Origin of the sequence: Paenibacillus sp. S25, from assembly GCF_019454085.1 — a bacterium.
Lineage (GTDB): Bacteria > Bacillota > Bacilli > Paenibacillales > Paenibacillaceae > Paenibacillus > Paenibacillus polymyxa_B.
Genome location: NZ_CP073683.1, coordinates 3,917,250 through 3,936,801 on the forward strand (window position 1 = coordinate 3,917,250; position 19,552 = coordinate 3,936,801).

The 19,552-nt window shown below is 48.2% G+C and carries 15 protein-coding genes; all 15 read right to left on the reverse strand.

Translation table 11 applies throughout. The features are described 5' to 3' along the window. Positions 1-10: 10 nt before the first annotated feature. Entirely contained in the window at positions 11-1,321 is a 1,311-nt protein-coding gene (murA, locus tag KAI37_RS17090) for a UDP-N-acetylglucosamine 1-carboxyvinyltransferase (protein ID WP_177235814.1), read from the reverse strand. Beyond that, positions 1,311-2,216, reverse strand: a complete 906-nt coding sequence (murB, locus tag KAI37_RS17095; protein WP_025721591.1) for a UDP-N-acetylmuramate dehydrogenase — start codon at positions 2,214-2,216, stop codon at positions 1,311-1,313. Before murB ends, murA begins: the two co-directional genes overlap by 11 nt. Positions 2,217-2,362: 146 nt before the next feature. Continuing rightward, the gene (gene murG / locus KAI37_RS17100; RefSeq protein WP_076293491.1) at positions 2,363-3,472 is read right to left on the reverse strand and encodes an undecaprenyldiphospho-muramoylpentapeptide beta-N-acetylglucosaminyltransferase; all 1,110 of its coding nucleotides are present in this window, start codon (positions 3,470-3,472) and stop codon (positions 2,363-2,365) included. Between the two features lie 6 nt (positions 3,473-3,478). Continuing rightward, on the reverse strand, positions 3,479-4,576 hold the full coding sequence (gene spoVE / locus KAI37_RS17105; protein WP_013311090.1) for a stage V sporulation protein E: 1,098 nt from the start codon (positions 4,574-4,576) through the stop codon (positions 3,479-3,481). A 49-nt stretch (positions 4,577-4,625) separates the two neighbouring features. Beyond that, the gene (gene murD / locus KAI37_RS17110) at positions 4,626-6,047 is read right to left on the reverse strand and encodes a UDP-N-acetylmuramoyl-L-alanine--D-glutamate ligase (RefSeq protein WP_220029876.1); all 1,422 of its coding nucleotides are present in this window, start codon (positions 6,045-6,047) and stop codon (positions 4,626-4,628) included. Between the two features lie 4 nt (positions 6,048-6,051). Further along, positions 6,052-7,020 (reverse strand): phospho-N-acetylmuramoyl-pentapeptide-transferase, encoded by a 969-nt coding sequence (mraY, locus tag KAI37_RS17115; RefSeq protein WP_013311092.1) that lies wholly within the window; start codon positions 7,018-7,020, stop codon positions 6,052-6,054. A 22-nt stretch (positions 7,021-7,042) separates the two neighbouring features. Further along, positions 7,043-8,446 (reverse strand): UDP-N-acetylmuramoyl-tripeptide--D-alanyl-D-alanine ligase, encoded by a 1,404-nt coding sequence (locus KAI37_RS17120; protein WP_220031496.1) that lies wholly within the window; start codon positions 8,444-8,446, stop codon positions 7,043-7,045. After that, positions 8,446-9,933 carry a UDP-N-acetylmuramoyl-L-alanyl-D-glutamate--2,6-diaminopimelate ligase gene (locus tag KAI37_RS17125; protein WP_220029877.1) on the reverse strand — a complete coding sequence of 496 codons (1,488 nt, stop codon included), beginning with the start codon at positions 9,931-9,933 and terminating at the stop codon, positions 8,446-8,448. The genes KAI37_RS17120 and KAI37_RS17125 overlap by 1 nt, the downstream gene beginning before the upstream one ends. 55 nt (positions 9,934-9,988) lie before the next feature. Continuing rightward, complete coding sequence (locus tag KAI37_RS17130; RefSeq protein ID WP_025721601.1) at positions 9,989-11,905, reverse strand: stage V sporulation protein D; 1,917 nt, start codon at positions 11,903-11,905, stop codon at positions 9,989-9,991. Between the two features lie 81 nt (positions 11,906-11,986). Continuing rightward, entirely contained in the window at positions 11,987-14,341 is a 2,355-nt protein-coding gene (locus KAI37_RS17135; RefSeq protein WP_220029878.1) for a penicillin-binding transpeptidase domain-containing protein, read from the reverse strand. 60 nt (positions 14,342-14,401) lie between these two features. Beyond that, a complete protein-coding gene (locus KAI37_RS17140) occupies positions 14,402-14,782 on the reverse strand; it encodes a hypothetical protein (protein ID WP_025721604.1) in 381 nt (126 codons plus the stop codon). Positions 14,783-14,806: 24 nt separating this feature from the next. After that, positions 14,807-15,757, reverse strand: a complete 951-nt coding sequence (gene rsmH / locus KAI37_RS17145) for a 16S rRNA (cytosine(1402)-N(4))-methyltransferase RsmH (protein ID WP_071641766.1) — start codon at positions 15,755-15,757, stop codon at positions 14,807-14,809. 17 nt (positions 15,758-15,774) lie between these two features. Further along, the gene (gene mraZ / locus KAI37_RS17150) at positions 15,775-16,212 is read right to left on the reverse strand and encodes a division/cell wall cluster transcriptional repressor MraZ (RefSeq protein ID WP_013311099.1); all 438 of its coding nucleotides are present in this window, start codon (positions 16,210-16,212) and stop codon (positions 15,775-15,777) included. Between the two features lie 332 nt (positions 16,213-16,544). Beyond that, on the reverse strand, positions 16,545-17,810 hold the full coding sequence (locus KAI37_RS17155) for an adenosylhomocysteinase (protein WP_013311100.1): 1,266 nt from the start codon (positions 17,808-17,810) through the stop codon (positions 16,545-16,547). A 64-nt stretch (positions 17,811-17,874) separates the two neighbouring features. Next, on the reverse strand, positions 17,875-19,506 hold the full coding sequence (gene bshC, locus KAI37_RS17160) for a bacillithiol biosynthesis cysteine-adding enzyme BshC (RefSeq protein ID WP_220029879.1): 1,632 nt from the start codon (positions 19,504-19,506) through the stop codon (positions 17,875-17,877). Positions 19,507-19,552: the final 46 nt, after the last annotated feature.

The window sequence follows — 19,552 nt, forward strand, 5'->3', positions numbered from 1 at the left end:
ATTACAGGCATTAATTTACGAAATCCAGCTGCTCCGGCACCGGAGACTGACGGCTCATTCGAGCACCCAGTCCCTGGAAAAGACGTTCGATCCGGTCATACCCTCTGTCAATATGATGAACCTGCTCGACAATGGTACGCCCTTGAGCCGCTAGGCCCGCTATGACCAGCGCAGCCCCTGCCCGCAGATCGGTAGCCTCTACCGTAGCCCCGTACAGACGAGAAACTCCTCTTATAAAAGCAGCATTTGCATCAACCGTAATATCAGCACCCATTACATTTAGTTCATCCACATGTTTGAATCGACTTTCGAAGACGGTCTCTTTCATGACACTGAATCCGTCCGCCAAGGAAAGCAGAACCATGACCTGAGATTGCAAATCCGTCGGAAAAGACGGGTAAGGGGAGGTAACGATCCTCTCCACTGCTTTGGGACGACTCATACAACTTACGGTCATTATATCATTCAAGATGCCGATTTGAACACCAGCCCGCCTGAGGACGTGAATCAGAGCAGACAAGTGGGATGGATTGCAGTGGGTCAGCGACACACTTCCTCGTGTAGCTGCAGCTGCGATCATAACCGTTCCAGCTACTATGCGGTCAGGAATGACCTCATACGTACACGGATTGAGGCGACTGACCCCCGTAATTGTAATTGTGTCGGTTCCAGCACCGATAATGCGGGCTCCCATGGCATTCAAGAAGTTTTGTAGATCCTGAATCTCTGGTTCCCTCGCTGCATTAGTGATCGTTGTTCGTCCTTCAGCCAACGCAGCGGCCATCATAATATTTTCCGTTGCACCTACACTCGGGAAATCCATGTGGATGTCCGAGCCGATTAGCTTGTGGGCTCGAAATGTAATTTGCTCGTCTTTTTCCTCTATCTCTGCGCCAAGAGCTTTTAAGCCCTCTAGGTGAAGATCAATTTTGCGCTCGCCTATGGCGCAGCCTCCGGGCTGGTAAATGGATACTTCTCCATATCTGGCGAGCAGCGGTCCCATCAGAAAGATAGATGAGCGCATTTGCTTCATCAAATCTTCTGGAATTTGGAACGTTCGGACGGACGACGTATCCACGTATACCGTTTCCTCTTCATGTCGGCATGTACAACCGAGTCTTTCAAGGATGTGCAGCATGACCTTAATGTCTAAAAGATGGGGCACATTCCGAATTTCTACCTTACCTTGTGCTAGTAAGCTCGCTGCAAGAATAGGTAGTGCCGCATTTTTTGCCCCATGGATACGTATGGTGCCTGACAGGGGACGGCCTCCCTCAATCACCAATTTGTCCAATGTATCACCTCCGAGTTTACCGCTCACCCACTACGAAAACCTCCGGAACTAGCTTGATGCCGGTTTGAGATGATATTGTACTTTGAATATGCTTCATTAGGGTAAGCACGTCCTCTGCTGTCGCTTGACCGGTATTTACAATGAAATTGGCATGCTGTACAGATACCTCTGCGCCTCCCGCCTTCAAGCCCTTGAGACCTGCGCTCTCAATAAGACGAGCAGCATAGTCTCCTGGAGGATTACGGAATACGCTTCCTGCACAGGCTAACTGTAGCGGCTGGGTCAGCCGGCGGCGGTCTTTAAAAGCCGCAAGCGCTGCTGAAATTTCCTCGCGGTCGCCCCGCTTCATCCGAAACACTGCCTCTGTCACCATTCCACGTTGCTCATGCAACACGGAGTGTCGATAGCTGAAATGCATATTCTCGGCATCGTACACAGCCAATTCCCCTGTATCCAGCACAATCTCAGCGGACTGGAATATTTGTGACACATCAGACCCATGGGCACCGGCGTTCATGTAGACAGCCCCACCGACTGATCCTGGGATACCACCAGCAAATTCAAGGCCGGACAGGCCCTGCTTGCTGGCCATAACGCACAGTTTGACCAGTGAAACGCCTCCTCCAGCAACGATCTGTTCATCTTCAAAATGAACATAATCAAATCCTGGCCCCAGTTTGATCACAAGTCCCCGTATCCCTTTGTCAGAGACGAGCATGTTGGAGCCCCGACCCAACTGCATCCAGGGAATTCCGTGCTCGCTAGCCAGCTTCAATACTCTTGCCAGTTGCTCTTTGGTATCCGGGATGACGAGTGCATCCGCAGGGCCTCCAATCCTCCATGTCGTATATTTGGACAGCGGCTCATGCTCCAGCACTTTTCCGATATCATGTTCCGCTAATAATGGCATCCATTGCTGCATTGTACTGAAACCTCCTTGTTGCTTGCCCCGCATGGTTATAAGGCTCTCACCTGACAACCGGCAGCCTGAGTGATGGTCACAATCTATAGGGTATCCTATGTAAATACCATCCGGTGTGTGACAACCGCCCAATTCTGCGCTGCAGACTACCTTTTATGGGCAAGACGTTCCATTTCTTTTACTAAAATATCTGCTGAGTCAGGCTTGCCAAGCGCAGACGCCGACTCTGCCATGCGACTCCGCCATGCCTCATCCTTCATAATTCCCGCTATAGATTGAAAGAGGACCGGGCCACTCAGTTCCTTTTCTACAATCATGACGGATGCGCCTGCTTTTTCAAGTGTACGAGCATTAGCCTCCTGATGGTTATTCGTCACATTAGGTGATGGGATCAGAATGGACGGAATGCCCAACGATGTGATCTCTGCCAAGAAGGATGCACCTGCGCGATTAACAATTAATGAGGTACAAGCCAGCACCTCTGGCATATTGTGAATATAGGGAAGCACGTGTAGATGATTGGGTAATGAGCCGATCTGATTCCGTATGCTATCCAGCGTTTGCTCATAATAAGATTCACCAGTTACATATACAAAATGGACGTCTTTCAGTTGCGAAAGTTGCGGAGCCATTGCAATCATGGCGTCATTAATGGCCTTCGCTCCCCTGCTGCCACCGACCACAAGAACGACCGAACTGTTCATCGGAACCCCAATAGTAGCAAATCCCCGATCCCGGTTAGCCAAACGAACTGTTGTAGCACGCGGATTCCCGGTGTACAGTACATTTTTAGCTTTAGGGAAAGCTCCTTCTGAGCCTTCAAAGCTAACAGCCACTGTATCCACATAGCGACTCAGAAATGTATTAGTCAGCCCTGGAATTGCATTTTGCTCATGAATAATGCTGGGAATTCCCAACTTGGAAGCTGCATAAACGACGGGGCCGCATACATATCCCCCCGTGCCAATAACGACATCTGGCTTAAATTTCTTTAATAATGCTTTGGATCTGCGAACCCCTTTGAAAAAGCGCATGATCGTTTTTATATTTTCCACAGACAAGCTGCGACGAAATCCTGTGATATCAATAGCCTCAAATGGAATTTTTTCCTGAGGAACCAACTTGCTTTCGAGTCCTCGTTGACCGCCAATGTATAAAAATTCAGCGTCCGGATCAATCTCTTCGCACTGTCTGGCTACGGCCAGCGCCGGATAAATATGCCCTCCGGTGCCGCCGCCGCTCAACACGACGCGCATAAACGTTCACCTCGCATAACGTGATAAATTTAGTAAAATGCCCAGAGCAGTTAACATTAAGGTCAGAGAAGAACCTCCATAGCTGATTAAGGGCAGTGTTATTCCTGTCACCGGCATTAAACCGATGACGACACCAATATTAATGACGACCTGTACGGCGACCATTGCGACAATACCCACCGCAAGCAAACTACCATAGGTATCCGGAATGGTTATAGCGACACGCATTCCTCTCCACACGAGAACCAAAAAGAGCCCCAACACCGCCATTCCACCGATAAAGCCAAGCTCCTCCGCCAAAATGGAAAAAATAAAATCAGTCTGCGGCTCAGGAACGTAGCTATATTTTTGTCGACTCATGCCAAGCCCCAAGCCTGCCAGGCCGCCAGGACCAATCGCATATAGCGATTGAATAATTTGATAACCTGCGCCAAGCGGATCGGACCAAGGGTCCAGAAAAGCGGTGATGCGCTGGAGCCGATAAGGCGCTGCTGCAATCAGTGCAGCAAATCCTGCTGCTCCCGACAAAGCCAGCAGACCGAGATGCTTCATACGCGCGCCTGCCGTAAATACGATGAGCATGGACGCTCCCATCATTACCGTACCAGTGCCCAAATCGGGCTGGAGCATAATAAGCCCAAAAGCCAGTCCCATGAGTCCAAGCGGAGGCAACAGGCCACGCGTAAAAGAGCTAATATCATAGTCAGGACGACTGAGCCAACGAGCGAGAAAAAGAATCATACCCAGCTTCATAAACTCGGAAGGCTGAATGCCAAAAGAGCTAATACCGAGCCAGCTTCGTGCCCCGCCTCTTACTACACCAATGCCGGGAATTAATACGGCAACCAGCAACGCTAGACAGATCAACAACACGACCTTGGCATATTTCTGCCAGATTCGGTAGTCCGTTCTGGCAGTAAAGTACATCGCTACAAGGCCGAGCCCTGCAAACAGCAATTGCCGCTTTACAAAATAGTAGGAGTCCCCGTACTCGTGAAAAGCGAGGACGGCGCCCGCACTGTATACCATAACCATGCCGATGGCTAATAAGCTTATGATACAAACGAAAAGCCATAAATCCGGCGCTGGACGAGATTGCTTCATCAGGAGGCCACCCCTTGCATAAAAGTAGGGGCTTATCCAACCCCCCTACTTACAATTTATGCGCCGCCTCTTTAAAAATACGTCCACGCTCTTCATAGGATCGGAACATATCCCAGCTTGCACAGGCGGGTGAGAGTAATACTATATCTCCCGTCTCAGCAATTTCAGCAGCCTTGTTCACAGCCTCCACGAGCGTAGCGGCGGCATCCTCCCCATTATCGACGACCTTGACATACTCTATTCCGGCCTGCTGGGCCCGCTCAGCCAACTTATGCCGTGTCTCACCCAAGAGCACAACGGCTTTCACACCTTCCTGCAAGGAAGGTACGAGCTCTGTGTAATCAGAACCGCGATCCAATCCTCCGGCAATGAGTACAACGGGTTGCTTAAAGGAAGATAAGGCCATCATTGTTGCTTTCGAATTGGTTGCTTTGGAGTTATTGTAATAAGCTACACCAGCGTGTTCTAAAACATATTCAAGCCGATGTTCGACACCGCGAAAAGTACTTAATGGTTCCGCCAAATTCGCTGGTTCTGCGCCTGCAGCAATGGCGATTGCGCAAGCAGCAAGAGCATTTTCTACGTTAAAACGACCTGGAAGTCCAATCTCAGCTACGCCTATAATGGGATGCAGCACACCATTTCCATCGCGATATACGATGCTACGTTCAATGTCGTCCGTCACATCCGGTATGTATGGCGGGTCAGCGAACAACCCTTCCTGCAAACGTTCTGTCATCGAGAACGGAAGCAGCTTCGCTTTTATATAGGGTACGAGCTCCCGGCAGATGGGGTCATCCCAGTTCACTACTGCAGTATCCGCCGCGGTTTGATTGGCAAATAGACGCGCCTTGGATGCAACGTAGTCCTCCATGCCTCCGTGGTAGTCCAAATGGGTCTCAGCTACATTGAGCAGGCAGGCCACAGTGGGCTTGAAATCTTTTGTTCCTTTTAACTGAAAGCTGCTCAGCTCCACAACCATCCACTCGTCCGACTTGGCATCCACAGCCGCCTCACATACGGGCGTACCGATATTACCAGCCACGATTGGATTCATGCCGGATGCCTCCAACAGCTTGCCTACCCAAGTTGTCGTGGTCGTCTTTCCGTTGGAGCCAGTAATTCCGATGATCGGAGCTTTACATAGATGGTAGGCGACCTCAACCTCGGTCACGACCTCAATGCCGAGCTCGACAGCTTTCTGTACGGGAGGGGCCGTATAAGGAATCCCTGGATTTTTGACAACCAGCTTCACTCCAGGATGAATTAGCCCCTCTGGGTGACCCCCGCATAAAACGGAAATTCCCAAAGCCTCTAATTCAGAAGCTTCGGGACATTGTTCCCTATCTTTTTTATCATTGACTGTCAGCTTGGCTCCGGCTTGGTGCAGCACCTTGGCAACTTGCACGCCGCTTTTAGCCAGACCGATAATGACGACTTCCTGATCTCTGTATGCGTCTGGATGGTTCATTTGTCTACAACCCCTTGTTGAGATAAAGTCCGAGTCCTGCCAACAACAGTCCTACAGCCCAGAATGTAATAACTACGCGCCATTCGGACCAGCCGGACAGCTCGAAATGATGATGGATCGGGCTCATTTTGAAAATACGCTTGCCACGTGTTTTAAAGGAAGCTACTTGCAAGACCACGGACAGCATTTCAATTACGAATACACCACCGATAATGAGGAACAAAATTTCGCTTTTCGTAACGATGGCAATGGCACCTATGGCGCCGCCAATTCCCAGCGAGCCTGTGTCACCCATAAACACCTTGGCAGGATGAGCATTATATACGAGAAATCCGAGTACAGCGCCAATCATAGCCGCTGAGCATACTGCTGCCGGAAGCGAGGTTGCCTGAATCGCGACAATGGCATAAGCAGCAAAGGCAATGGCACTTGTACCGGACAGCAGCCCGTCCAGCCCATCCGTGAAATTGACAGCATTGCTAATCGCCAGCATCATAATAATGATGAATGGATAATAAAACCAGCCGCCCCAATCAAATGACCATGACGTTCCAGGGATGCCGATCGCAGTACTATGATCATTGCTAAGCAGAAGCCAGCACATGATCGCGCCAAACAATAATTGCCCAAACAGCTTTTGACGCGCCGTCAGACCTAACGAGCGTTTAAATACAATTTTGATGTAGTCGTCCAAAAAGCCGATCAGCCCAAAACCGAGCGTAGCAACCAGCAGAACGTAAAAGTCCGTATTTTTGATAGCTGAAAACTTAAGAAAGGTCAGCGTAAAAGCCACCAGAATTACGATACCGCCCATTGTAGGCGTACCTATTTTTTTAAGATGGCTCTGTGGCCCGTCATCCCGGACCTGCTGGCCGAATTTCATTCGCCGCAGCAGCGGAATGAGCAGTGGAGCGGCAATGACCGCCAATATAAACGATACGACGATCGTCAGCAGTAATAATTGAATATCCATGGGAGTCTTCCTCTCGTCAACATCAGTTCTGTAGCGGACCGTTTTTCAGCGCATCCACAATTTCTTCTAGTCGCATCCCTCTGGATGCCTTAACCAGCACAATATCATTGGCGTGTAGATGAACCAGCAAATACTGGATCAGCTCTTGCTTATCTGTATAAGCGTGAACGTTAGCAGTTGGCATCAACTCTTGCGCACCCTGCGCAATCGAAGTGCCTAACGCACCGTAAGTAAACAGTACTTCTACGTCGTGCTTTGCCGCGAAAATTCCAATTTCCTCATGGAATTGCTTTTCCTCAGGTCCCAGCTCCAGCATATCACCAAGCACGGCGATTTTACGTCCGTCCGTTTTATACGCAGACAACGTCTGAATCGCAGCCTTCATTGAAGCCGGACTGGCATTATAAGCGTCGTTTAGCACGGTAAGTCCATTAGGACAGTTCACGACCTCAATGCGCATGCCCGTCAGCTTTAAAGACGACAACCCTTTACGTATATGGTCTGCATCGACATTGAAATGACGCGCTACCGCCAGTGCCGCCAAACCATTTACAACATTGTGCTGTCCAAGCAAGGGAAGCCGGAAAGCCTCTTTGCCAGATTGGGCTGTTATAAATAAGCTACCTTCTCCATCCGAAGTGATTTCAGTTGGATAGTCATCGTTGCCTGCAGCTAGCCCGAACGTAAACAATTTTAAACCTTCAGGCTTGACCGTTTCAGACTCCTCCAACACTTGTGAAAGCAGTGGTTCATCCCCGTTGTAGATCAGCAAACCACCGGGCTTAAGGCCACTTGTGATCTCCAACTTTGCACGAGCGATTTCCGCACGAGAACCAAGCTGCAGCAAGTGCGATTCGCCTATGTTCGTTATGATAGCTACATCTGGTTGGGCAATATTAGCCAGCAGACGAATCTCTCCACGTCCACTCATGCCCATCTCCAGAATGAGAATATCTGTATCCTGCGGCATGGACAGTACAGTTAAAGGCAAACCGATATGATTGTTATAATTCCCTTCGGTTTTGTGTACTTTAAAAGTCGTGCCCAGCAGAGCGTTTACGATGTCTTTCGTTGTCGTCTTGCCGTTGCTTCCCGTGATCCCAACGACAGAAACGCCGGTTTCGCGTAAGTATGCAGCTGCTAGATGCTGCAGGGCTTCTAACGTATCCTCTACCTCAATAGCGTTCTCAGCCGGAGGTGCTCCATGATCCTTTTGCCATAAAAACGCAGCTGCACCAGCCTCGCTTACGATCTGCTGCACATAATTATGCCCATCAAACCGTTCGCCCACGAGTGGAACAAACAACCCTTGGCTTTGCGGCCTGCGAGAATCTGTAAAAACGCCTTCGACCATCTGTTCGGTGTCCGCTTCTCCGTGAAGTATTCCTCCACACATAGATGCAATCTGACCGATTGTTCTTTTCATCACTTGGATAAACCCCTTATCGCTTCTTTGGCTACGATGCGGTCATCGAATTCATGCACCGTTTTTCCGATCAACTGGTAAGTCTCATGACCTTTTCCCGCAATCAATACTACATCGTCAGGGCTTGCCATTTCAACAGCTTTATGAATTGCAGTTCTGCGATCCACGATCAATTCGTATCGTTCTGCGGGTACACCTTCGTCAATCAGCCCTTGTTCGATGTCTTTCAAAATCACTTTCGGGTCCTCTGTTCGCGGATTGTCGGAAGTAATAAACGAGTGATCGCTGTAACGCGCAGCAATTTTCCCCATCAATGGACGTTTCGTACGATCTCGGTCACCGCCGCATCCAAATACACACCATACTTTACCGACCGCAAATTCCTTTACGGTGCGAAGGACATTTTCCAATCCGTCCGGTGTATGGGCATAATCTACAATAACAGCAAAGGGCTGACCCGCATCTACAGGCTCTACTCGCCCATCTACGCCTGCGATAGACTCTAGACTGCGCTTGATATCCACCAGCGAGATTCCTTCCAGCAAAGCAGCGGTAATGGCCGCCAGTGCGTTGTACACATTGAACTTGCCCACCATTCGAAGCTCAATATCGGTATCTCCTTTAAAAGTAGACACATGGAAGGAGGTTCCCTTGGAACCTATCGTGATACGAGATGCCTGCACATCAGACTCCTTTTCCACGCCGTATGTAATCACTTGGGCCGCAGTTTGAGCCTGCAAATAGGAAGAAGCCGAATCGTCTGCATTCAGAACAGCATATTTGCTATCTGATGCATCCCGCGAGAAAGCATTTCCCAACCTAGAGAATAAAAGTCCTTTTGCAGCACGGTACTCCTCCATTGTGTTGTGGTAGTCCAGGTGGTCCTGCGTCAGGTTTGTAAATATAGCGGTGCGAAAATCAGTTCCTTTGACGCGGCCCTGCTCCAACGCATGTGAGGATACTTCCATGACACAGCATTGAACCCCCTGCTCTGCCATATTTCCGAGATAACGTTGCAGTTCCACCGCTTCGGGCGTAGTGCCAGACATTGGGTAAGGCTGACCACCGTAACGCATTTGAATCGTACCAATCAGTCCGGTGTTCACCCCGGCATCCTTCATGATCTTTTCAATCAGATAAGTTATCGTTGTTTTACCGTTGGTTCCGGTTATGCCGATCATGCGCATGCGTCGGCTCGGTGAATCAAACATATAATCCGCCAAAACCGCCATGGCATGTCGTGCATCCTTAACTACAAGCTGCGGAACAGGCACATCCAGCTCCCGTTCAACGACCAAAGCTGCCGCTCCGGACGCAATTGCCTGCTCAGCATAGTCATGTCCGTCCACTGTAAAACCTGGCAAACACAGAAATAAATCCCCCGGTTGCACTCGACGTGAATCCGCCCCGATTCCTCGGCAATCCACTGTACCGTCACCCACTACACGGGAGACGGCCAGCAGTGAAGCCAATTGTTGAAGCTGCATCTTTCATTCCTCCATTGCTCTCTCGTTATTCATAGTATGGTATAAAATGAACCTATCAATCCCCCATGTAAATACGGATCGTTGATCCCCGCTCCAATCTGGAGCCCGGCTTCGGCGCCTGACTCACGACCGTTTTGCCTGACCCAGATTTCACGAGCATAAAGTTCATATTCATATCTTCGTACAAATCAGCTGCAGTAGCACCTACCAGATCAGGTACCGTTTCGATCGGATTTTCTCCATACTTGTACTCTTTGGCAATTTGATTGGTGCGGGGCGGTATTTTCAAGGCAATCAGCGCGTCCTTTAAAATATTTTGCACGATTGGCGCAGCAACCACCCCGCCGAATTGAATGCCCTTCGGGTTATCGACAGCGGTATAAACGACGATTTGCGGATCATCCGCCGGCGCAAAACCAATAAAGGATACAATATGCTCCGAGGAAGAATAACGTCCGTTAATCACCTTTTGTGCTGTCCCCGTTTTACCTCCCACCCGGTAACCCTCAATAAAAGCAGGACGACCTGTACCTTTAGCAACGACGCTTTCCAGCGCTTCCCTTACCTGTCGGGAGGTGTCCTCTGAAATAACCCTACGTACCAGTTCTGGTTCTACTTTTTCCAGCACTTTTCCGGTTCCCGGCTGAACCCAACCTTTTGTAATGTGAGGCTTATAAAGATTACCGCCATTAATTGCCGCTGATACTGCCGTAACCTGCTGAATCGGAGTGACAGACACCCCTTGACCAAAAGCGGTTGTCGCCAGCTCTACAGGACCGACCTGAGGTAGCTTGAACAAAATGCCGTTGCCCTCACCAATCATGTCGATCCCCGTTTTGCTGCCGAAACCAAAATTGCGAATGTATTTGAACAGTGTTTCTTTACCTAATCGCTGCCCCAATGTTACAAAACCGGGGTTGCAAGAATTCTCCACTACTTGAAGGAAAGTCTGGCTTCCATGTCCGCCTTTCTTCCAGCAACGCAGGCGTGCTCCACCGACTTCAATATATCCCGGATCAAAAAAACGGTCATTTTTGAGATTGACCTTCTTTTCTTCCAAGGCAGCAGCCAGTGTAATAATTTTGAAAGTAGAACCAGGTTCATATGTCATCCAGATTGGCAGATTTCGATTATAAATTTCAGGAGCATATTGCTTGTATAGCGCTGGCTCATAGCTTGGTCGTCCAGCCATGCCTAATATTTCACCCGTCTTGGGGTTCATAGCAATAGACAACGCGGACTTCGCCTGGAATTTGACCATGGCTTGGTCAAGCTCCCGTTCCATAATGGACTGCACAGACTTATCAATGGTTAATTGTAAATTCAGTCCATCCTTCGGTTCAATGTATTTTTCAGAAGAACCAGGCATTAGACGACCACCTGCATCCGATAAATACGCAATGCTTCCGTCGATTCCCCGTAGCTTACTGTTTTGCTGCTTCTCTACGCCTGTCAGCCCTTGATTATCAATTCCTGTAAACCCAAGAATATGAGCCGCTAGATCACCATAAGGATAATAACGTTTGTTGTCTTCAGCAACAACGATACCCGGCAGCTTCAAATCACGAATTTGCTGCGCTTTCTCCATCGTAATTTTTCGTCCGCCGGGCTGAAGTTTTTGGCTTGCTGTTCGTTTGGTAATCAGCTTGAGCACTTTATCCTCACTCATATCCAGCAAGGGCGCCAGCCTGCGTGCCGTTTCTTCCGGCTTCTTAATTTGCACTGGTATCGCCATGACTGTCGGCGAACTGACATTGTAAGTCAGCGCCGTACCCTGCCGATCCAAAATTTCGCCGCGCTTGGCGGCAAATGGAATATTGCGGCGCCACGAATCCTCAGCCTTGGCCGAGAGCTCGCCTCCTTTACCCAATTGAACATAGGCGAGCCGGATCGACAAGGCCGCAAACAGTACAAATAATCCCATTAGCCCCCATACCAGCCTCCGCCGCATGGTCACGTTAGATTTTTTCAAACGCGCTCCCTCCGTTCCTCAAATACTCATGACATGTCTTACCTCATGCATATTCAAAAGAACGGACATTAGAACAAGCTATCAGTTATCCTCGCCTTTAATCGCAGCAGCACTTTTCTCATCTGCAACAGCAGATATTCCTCCCTTAGGAGCTCCCGCGTCTGTTCCAGCATCAGCAGTAGTACTGGATTCGGTTTTAGTATCGGCCTCCGTTTTTGTTGCGCTGCCGTTCTGGTTAGCTGCAACTCCATTGGTCGAGTCCTGTGTTTCCTCCGGTTTCACTCCGGTCACCGTTTCTTTGGCTGGCTGAAGCGTCACGCTGACGATCCGCTTTCCATTTACCATTTGCGCCTTTTGAGAGACAACATAACCTTCGCCGCTTACCTGCACACCAACCTTCATAAGGGTCAGAACTTGAAGTGTGTCACGCAAAGAAACACCTGTAAAATCAGGAATAGTCATGTTGGCACTATCCTCAGTCAGCAAGTAAATGCGTTGTCCGGGTTTCATTTTGACGCCTGCTTCAGGATACTGGCGAACAATTTTGGAGCCTTTGCCTACCGTTTCATAGGCAATTCCCTGTTTGAGCAATGCATTTTGCGCATCCTTCTTCACCTGACCAGTTAATGTTGGTACCGTTGGCAAATTCACTGTTTTTACAACAGCGCCACCTGATTTATTCGTTTTAGTTCCTGTTTTTGGAACCCCCATATATTGCAACGATTGGGATACGATTTTTTTAAATACAGGCGCTGCTGCTGTACCGCCGCCTACTGATTTGTTAGGTTCGTCCATAACAACCAAAACAGCTATTTTCGGATCATTTACCGGTGCAAAACCTATAAAGGACACGACATCCTTCGAATGGTCATATACTTTTCCGACGACCTTCGTCGCTGTACCTGTTTTTCCAGCTACACGATATCCGTCAATATAAGCAAGGCGTCCCGTACCAATTTCTTGGTCAGATACGACCTGCTCCAGATAGCTGCTTGTCTGGACTGCCGATTCCCGAGTAATCACTTGGCGGACTTCCTTCGGTTGAATCGTCTGAACTTCGCCTGTATCTGGGTTCATGATTTCTTTTACCAGATGAGGTTGCATCAGCTTCCCCCCGTTAGCAATTGCCGAGATGGCAGCTACCTGCTGGATTGGCGTTACCTGGACACGTCCGTGTCCATATGAAGCCGTTGCGACCTCCGATTTGTACTGGGTATGGAATGTAATAGCTCCAGTAGACTCACTCGGAAGATCAATGCCCGTTTTCACGCCGAATCCAAAGTTATTAATATATTTTTTCAGTCTCTCGCCACCCAACTTATCCAGTCCCAGATGGACGAAACCGACGTTACTTGAGCGCTTGACTCCCTGAAGATAGGTTAACGTTCCCCAGTTACGGCTTACATCACGAATATCCCAGCCTCCGACCCGAATCATACCAGATTGGTAAGATTCATTTGGATTGAACACCTTTTCTTGGACCGCAGCTGCCAAGGTGACAATCTTAAACGTGGAGCCAGGCTCGTAGATAGATTGAGTAGCATTATTACGGAAATATTCCAAGGGTGTACTCCCATATGTATTGGGATTAAAATTCGGATAAGTTGCCATACCGAGAACATCCATCGTCTGAGGATCAGCAGCTACAACAGTCATCGTTTTCGGGTTGTATTTTGCAATAGCTTCCTGCATGGCATCCTCTATATAATACTGAATCGTATCGTCAATCGTCAGCTTTAAATTTTTACCATTTTGTGCCGGCTCATAGACACTTTCCGATCCTTGAAGAGGAACTCCCTTCCGATCCCGCTGATACAGAAGCTTTCCAGCCGTCCCCGAGAGCTCTTTATTATAATAAGCTTCCAACCCCATACCTGCTGTGCCATCTTTTCTTTGATAGCCAAGAACATGGGAAGCCAGCTTATTTTCCGGATAATAGCGTTTGGATTCTTGAACGGTGTCCACAGCTCCAATTACTTCATACTTATCCTTCAAATACTCTTTGAACGTATCCACTTGTGCCTTTACCTCAGGATCTACCTTCCAGCCCCCATTACGAATCTCGCGATTTTTTAAGTAGTTCCCCTTTTTATCCTTTGCAGAAAGATGTCCTCTCAGCTCATCCTCAGGCGTTTTGAGTAACTGGTGCAGCTTAGCTACAACCTCATTCTCCAAATCATACTCCTGAATGATGCTAGGATTGACAACTACCGTATAAGCCGGTGCATCCGTAGCCAATACGTTTCCTTTACGGTCCGTAATGGTTCCACGCTTGGGCTGAATCACCTGATCTCTTTCTACTTGATTAACTACCAGGTTATGCCAGTACTCCCCACTCACAACTTGAATCCAAAATACCTTAAGTAGCAGAACAAGAAAAAAGAGGGTAATACATCCCCCTATTAGCAGTGTGCGAAGCTTTATTCTTTTGACCATAGCTCAAACCTCTCTGCAAAAAAATGTACGTCAGAGCATAGCTTGATGCTATGCCCTTAACTATTTGGCAGCCTGCTTTTCCACACGAATGGGCTCTCTTGTTGGTTCGATATATCCCTGTTGCTTTGCAGTCGGCACGATCTGATTTTCCAGACGCTCCTTTTGAATCTTCAGTTGGGCGATATTGGTCTGTAATTTGGAAATGTCCTTGCTTGCCGTATTAATCGAATAATTGATTTGATAAATGTGAGCGTACCTGCTAATCAACATACCAGCAATGACAATGCACGCTACAAGTGTCAATAGATACAGCAGCTTTTCTCGAATCGGCAGCTCTCTGCGGCGTGTAACGACTTTGGTAGTCTCACGATACCGTTGTTGCTGAACCTGTTCCTGACGGGCTCTTTCTTTTACAGCCAAATTACCGCGTGTATAAGCCATGTCGCCTCTCCTTCTCCATTAAATTCACAATTTCTCGGCAACTCTCAGCTTCGCTGACCGGGACCGTGGATTAAGCTCCAGTTCCTGCTCTGACGCCACAATCGGCTTACGATTCACCAGCTTCAGATCGCCTTCCATTTTGTCCTCCAAAATAGGCAAATCAGATGGATAGATGCTTTTCGCCAGATACTCCTTGAAAATATGCTTGCATATCCGATCCTCCAGAGAATGGAATGTAATGACCGAAATTCTGCCTCCTGGAGCCAGACATCTTATTGCCTGATGCAAAGTATCTTCCAGTGCACCCAACTCATCATTCACAGCAATCCGCAAAGCCTGGAAACTGCGTTTAGCCGGATGTCCCCCGGTTCTGCGTGCCGCAGCCGGAATTCCTTCTTTGATAATATCGACAAGTTCCCCTGTTGTGTGAATAGGCTTGTTCAATCGACGTTCAATCATGAACTTTGCGATCCGCCGTGAAAACTTCTCTTCTCCGTAATGAAACAAAATACGCGCAATCTCTGCTTCTGACCATTCATTGACAATTTCGTAAGCCGTAAGCGAGCTACTCTGATCCATCCGCATATCAAGCGGCGCATCATGATTGTAGCTAAATCCCCGTTCCCCCTCATCGAACTGAGGCGAGGATACACCCAGATCGAACAAAATACCCTGGACTTGCGGGACGCCGTCTTTTTCGGGCAATCCCAGCTCGGTCAGCTTGTCCTGCAAGTGTCGGAAGTTGGATTTCACTAATGAAATCTTTCCTTCATAGGCTGACAGCTTCTCTCGCGCATTGTTCAATGCCCAGTCGTCCTGATCAAAGGCAATGAGCCTTCCCTCAGGGCCAAGCTGTGATGCAATGACGGAACTGTGTCCTGCCCCTCCCAACGTGCAGTCCACATAAATCCCGTCCTGCCTGATGTTTAGTGCCTGTGTTGCTTCTTCTTTGAGTACGGTAATGTGGTGAAACAAACGGCTGACCTCCTAAATTACAATTCAAAGTTGAAATCAACCAATTTCTCAGCAATGTCGTTAAATGCTTCTTCTGATTGGTTGAAATATTGCTCCCAAGTATGCTTGCTCCAAATCTCTACACGGGTGGACACTCCCAATACGACGCACTCTTTAGTAAGCTTGGCGTATTCGCACAAATTCCCCGGTAAATTTACCCTGCCCTGTTTGTCCAATTCGCATTCAGTCGCCCCCGAGAAAAAAAAACGGGTAAACGCCCGCGCATCGGCCTTCATCAGAGGCAGTGCTTTAAGTTTCTTCTCCATGACAGCCCACTCATCCATGGGATACACGAAGAGGCATTGGTCCAGCCCGCGGGTAACCACGAACGAGGCACCGAGAAGTTCACGAAACTTGGCCGGTACAGTAAGCCGACCCTTCTCATCAATGCTATGTTGGAACTCCCCCATAAACATTGGTTTCGTCACCCCTTACCCCATTCTCCCACTTTGGCCCACTTTCCACCACCTAAGCATAATAGATTCGCTTTAAAAAATCAAAGACCTCTTTTTCATTACCAAAAAGTGATAGAAGCCGGATCCATACCCTTATGTCTGTTATTGTAGCCCTGCGTCACAAGATGCAAAAAAGCCCCTTATCCCATGAAGCCGGCCCCCGACAATATGCATCAGGTTTCGAAACAACACGGAATAAAGGGCTTACTCTCTGTCCATTATGCCAACCTAAACAAACACTTGCATTAAAAACGCAACACATTTGCAGCGAAAATCGTGATGAAATAATCCGATTACGCGTTCCAGCTGTCCAAATAGATCTTTTGGTCTTCAGTTAACGTGTCAATTTGGATTCCCAGACTATCAAGCTTGAATCGAGCTACCTGCTCATCAATTTCATAAGGTACATTAATAACGGCTTTGCCTAGCTCATTGTAACGATCATTCACATATTTCAAGCCAAGCGCCTGAAGCGCAAATGTCGTATCCATAATTTCCGCAGGATGACCATCAGCAGCAGCCAGATTCACGAGGCGTCCTTCTGCCAGCAAATACATTTTACGTCCATCTTTAAAGCGATATTCCTCGATATTACGACGCACCGTACGAATGGATTCGGAACGTTTAGCAAGCTCAGGCTTACTAACCTCCACATCAAAATGCCCTGCGTTACACAGCACAGCTCCATCCTTCATCACATCAAAGTGTTCTCCTGTAATTACAGCCTTGTTTCCAGTTACTGTAATAAAGAAGTCACCCAGTTTGGCAGCCTCTACCATCGGCAAGACATGGAAACCATCCATATGGGCTTCTACTGCCTTGATCGGATCAACTTCGGTTACAACAACGTTGGCTCCCAGTCCTTTCGCACGCATTGCAACTCCTTTGCCACACCAGCCATAACCTACCACAACCACTGTACTTCCGGCTACAACCAGATTAGTCGTACGAATAATGCCGTCGAAAGCTGACTGTCCTGTACCATAGCGGTTATCAAACAAATATTTGCAGTAAGCATCATTAACAGCCACCATCGGAAAGTGAAGTTGCCCTTCTTTTTCCAAAGCCTTCAAACGAATAATCCCAGTAGTTGTCTCCTCTGCTCCCCCACGGATCGTAGAAATCAGATCAGGCCGTTCGGATTGCAACAGAGTAACCAAGTCACCACCATCATCTATAATGAGATCCGGCTTTGTTTCCAGTGCCTTGATTTGCAAATTTTTGAATTCTTCTGGGTCCGGATTGTATTTAGCTAATACTGTAACGCCATCTTCAACTAATGCGGCGCAAACATCATCTTGTGTGGACAATGGATTACTACCCGTAATAGTTACCTGCGCTCCACCTGCTTGTACCACTTTAGCCAGATAAGCCGTTTTGGCCTCCAGATGTAGACAGATGGTTACCTTCAGACCAGCAAAAGGCTGCTCTTGCTCGAATTGTTGACGTATACGGTTCAATACCGGCATATGGGCTTCTACCCAATCAATTTTCAAATGACCTTCAGGGGCCAATTTAAGATCGTGAACTATGCTATTTTGCAGAGAATGGGAAGTCATACTTTGTTTCCTCCTTCATATTGGTTAAATTTGAACCATGATAAATCCTATATAAAATAATAAATCATACATAAATAACGCGATGCGTACCCGTCAGATCCAATGGTACATTCATAATCATATCAATCAGGCTGAGCCCATGACGGTTGAGAAAATGATAGATCGTATACGTCCGCTCCTGCGGCTGTCCAAACGGAAAAATCGACCATTCAATACGATCCCACTGGCGAAGTGCTGTTTCATTTTGCCGAAGCAATGCTTCTTGAACTTTTGCCTCCAGATAGGCGATCTGTGCCAGAATCTTATCGCGGTTGGTTTCTCCGAGCGGTAGCAAACCTTTTTCAATCAAACCTGTCTGCTGCACAAGCGGTTCGTACATGCGGACAAAAGCTTCCTTAGCACCGGAAAACTGATCCTGCATTCCAAGCTGATCTTGAGTGGCGATCCATAGCTTTTTCCGTTCCTCAAGTCCGTCTCTAACTTGACCAAAACTCAATTCATACTTAAGCATATGCTTCTCCACACCTGGCTCTACCAACGTAAAAGACATTCGTGGCAGCAGTATCGGCATCTGCATCTCCAACACCCCGAAAGCATCCCGTGTAATCGCCCAGTAAGCAATCTCTCCTAGACCCAGCACAGATGCCAGCACCGGAAACAGTGAATCCTGCATTATAGGCCGAGTTAGCACATTGTTACTAAAACGTTCGGGATGTCTATCTATCTCTTCAAGCAGTTCATCCACAGTAAACGCCACCAGCCCGTGGCGATCCGTGAATAGTCCAGCTTTTTTGAAAAGCAGCAAGCGTTCATCTTCATGGATATAAAAGAGATTCGCGCCACCTTCATGCACATCGGCTTGTAAATGATATCCATAATCTACGATCCGCGCAGCAGTCGTCCGGTAAGCCTGCTCCAACTCATCATTGTGCTGAACCAGTTGCTTAAAAATGGATGCTTCCAGCTTGCGTAGCGAAGGATCTGCTGAATCCAAGAGCACTAATCCATAGGTGCCGAACAAAAGGCCCAGCAACTTGGCAAAGGCTTCACTCAGTCCATATGAATCCGTTAGCCCGTTCTTAATCATGCGCATTATATCAGCCTTATGTTCTGAATCTGGCAAGCTTTGCTCTATATCCGCTATCGCTTGCTTCCACTCAACAGCGTCAACTTTAATGGCACTAACCGAAGAACGGCGTTCAGGTTGCTTATTCAGCTTGATTTTGACGGCTTGTGGGTCATTTGCCATTACGTATGTATGATTGACCTCGTCCCAGTCATGATCTTCGCCAGCAATCCAGAAGACGGGAATAACCGGACGTCCAAGCCGTTCCTCAGCTTCTCTCGCCGCCTTAATTAGGGTAGCAGCTTTGTAAATGACCAGCATCGGACCTGTGAACAATCCGCTTTGCTGCCCGCCAGCTACTACTAAGGCATCTGGACTTTCCAAACGGTCCAATGAAGCACGAACCGCCTCATACGAATTGTATTTCTCATTGTATATACGAAGACATGCTACGACATCCTTACGGTTTAATCGCAGATGCCCCGTCTTATCCAGCCACTTCGCCCGTTGGGCATAAGCATCGGCGTGCAGCACATTATATTCATACAAGTCGCTTGCGCGTCCTATACCCTGTATATAATCTTCTGCCAAAGCCGACCCTACGCGAAGCGTTTCCGGAATTATTTTCATGGGTCTGCCTCCTGTCTCCACCAAAACCTTACTGCTTGATTGTACC

Bases quoted from the DNA above. Each gene is read 5' to 3' on its own strand.
- KAI37_RS17125 (WP_220029877.1), bottom strand. From the start codon at position 9,933: ATGCAGCTTCAACAATTGGCTTCACTGCTGGCCGTCTCCCGTGTAGTG.
- KAI37_RS17120 (WP_220031496.1), bottom strand. From the start codon at position 8,446: ATGAAAAGAACAATCGGTCAGATTGCATCTATGTGTGGAGGAATACTT.
- murB (WP_025721591.1), bottom strand. From the start codon at position 2,216: ATGCAGCAATGGATGCCATTATTAGCGGAACATGATATCGGAAAAGTG.
- bshC (WP_220029879.1), bottom strand. From the start codon at position 19,506: ATGAAAATAATTCCGGAAACGCTTCGCGTAGGGTCGGCTTTGGCAGAA.
- spoVE (WP_013311090.1), bottom strand. From the start codon at position 4,576: ATGAAGCAATCTCGTCCAGCGCCGGATTTATGGCTTTTCGTTTGTATC.
- murG (WP_076293491.1), bottom strand. From the start codon at position 3,472: ATGCGCGTCGTGTTGAGCGGCGGCGGCACCGGAGGGCATATTTATCCG.
- KAI37_RS17155 (WP_013311100.1), bottom strand. From the start codon at position 17,810: ATGACTTCCCATTCTCTGCAAAATAGCATAGTTCACGATCTTAAATTG.
- mraZ (WP_013311099.1), bottom strand. From the start codon at position 16,212: ATGTTTATGGGGGAGTTCCAACATAGCATTGATGAGAAGGGTCGGCTT.
- KAI37_RS17140 (WP_025721604.1), bottom strand. From the start codon at position 14,782: ATGGCTTATACACGCGGTAATTTGGCTGTAAAAGAAAGAGCCCGTCAG.
- mraY (WP_013311092.1), bottom strand. From the start codon at position 7,020: ATGGATATTCAATTATTACTGCTGACGATCGTCGTATCGTTTATATTG.
- murD (WP_220029876.1), bottom strand. From the start codon at position 6,047: ATGAACCATCCAGACGCATACAGAGATCAGGAAGTCGTCATTATCGGT.
- KAI37_RS17135 (WP_220029878.1), bottom strand. From the start codon at position 14,341: ATGGTCAAAAGAATAAAGCTTCGCACACTGCTAATAGGGGGATGTATT.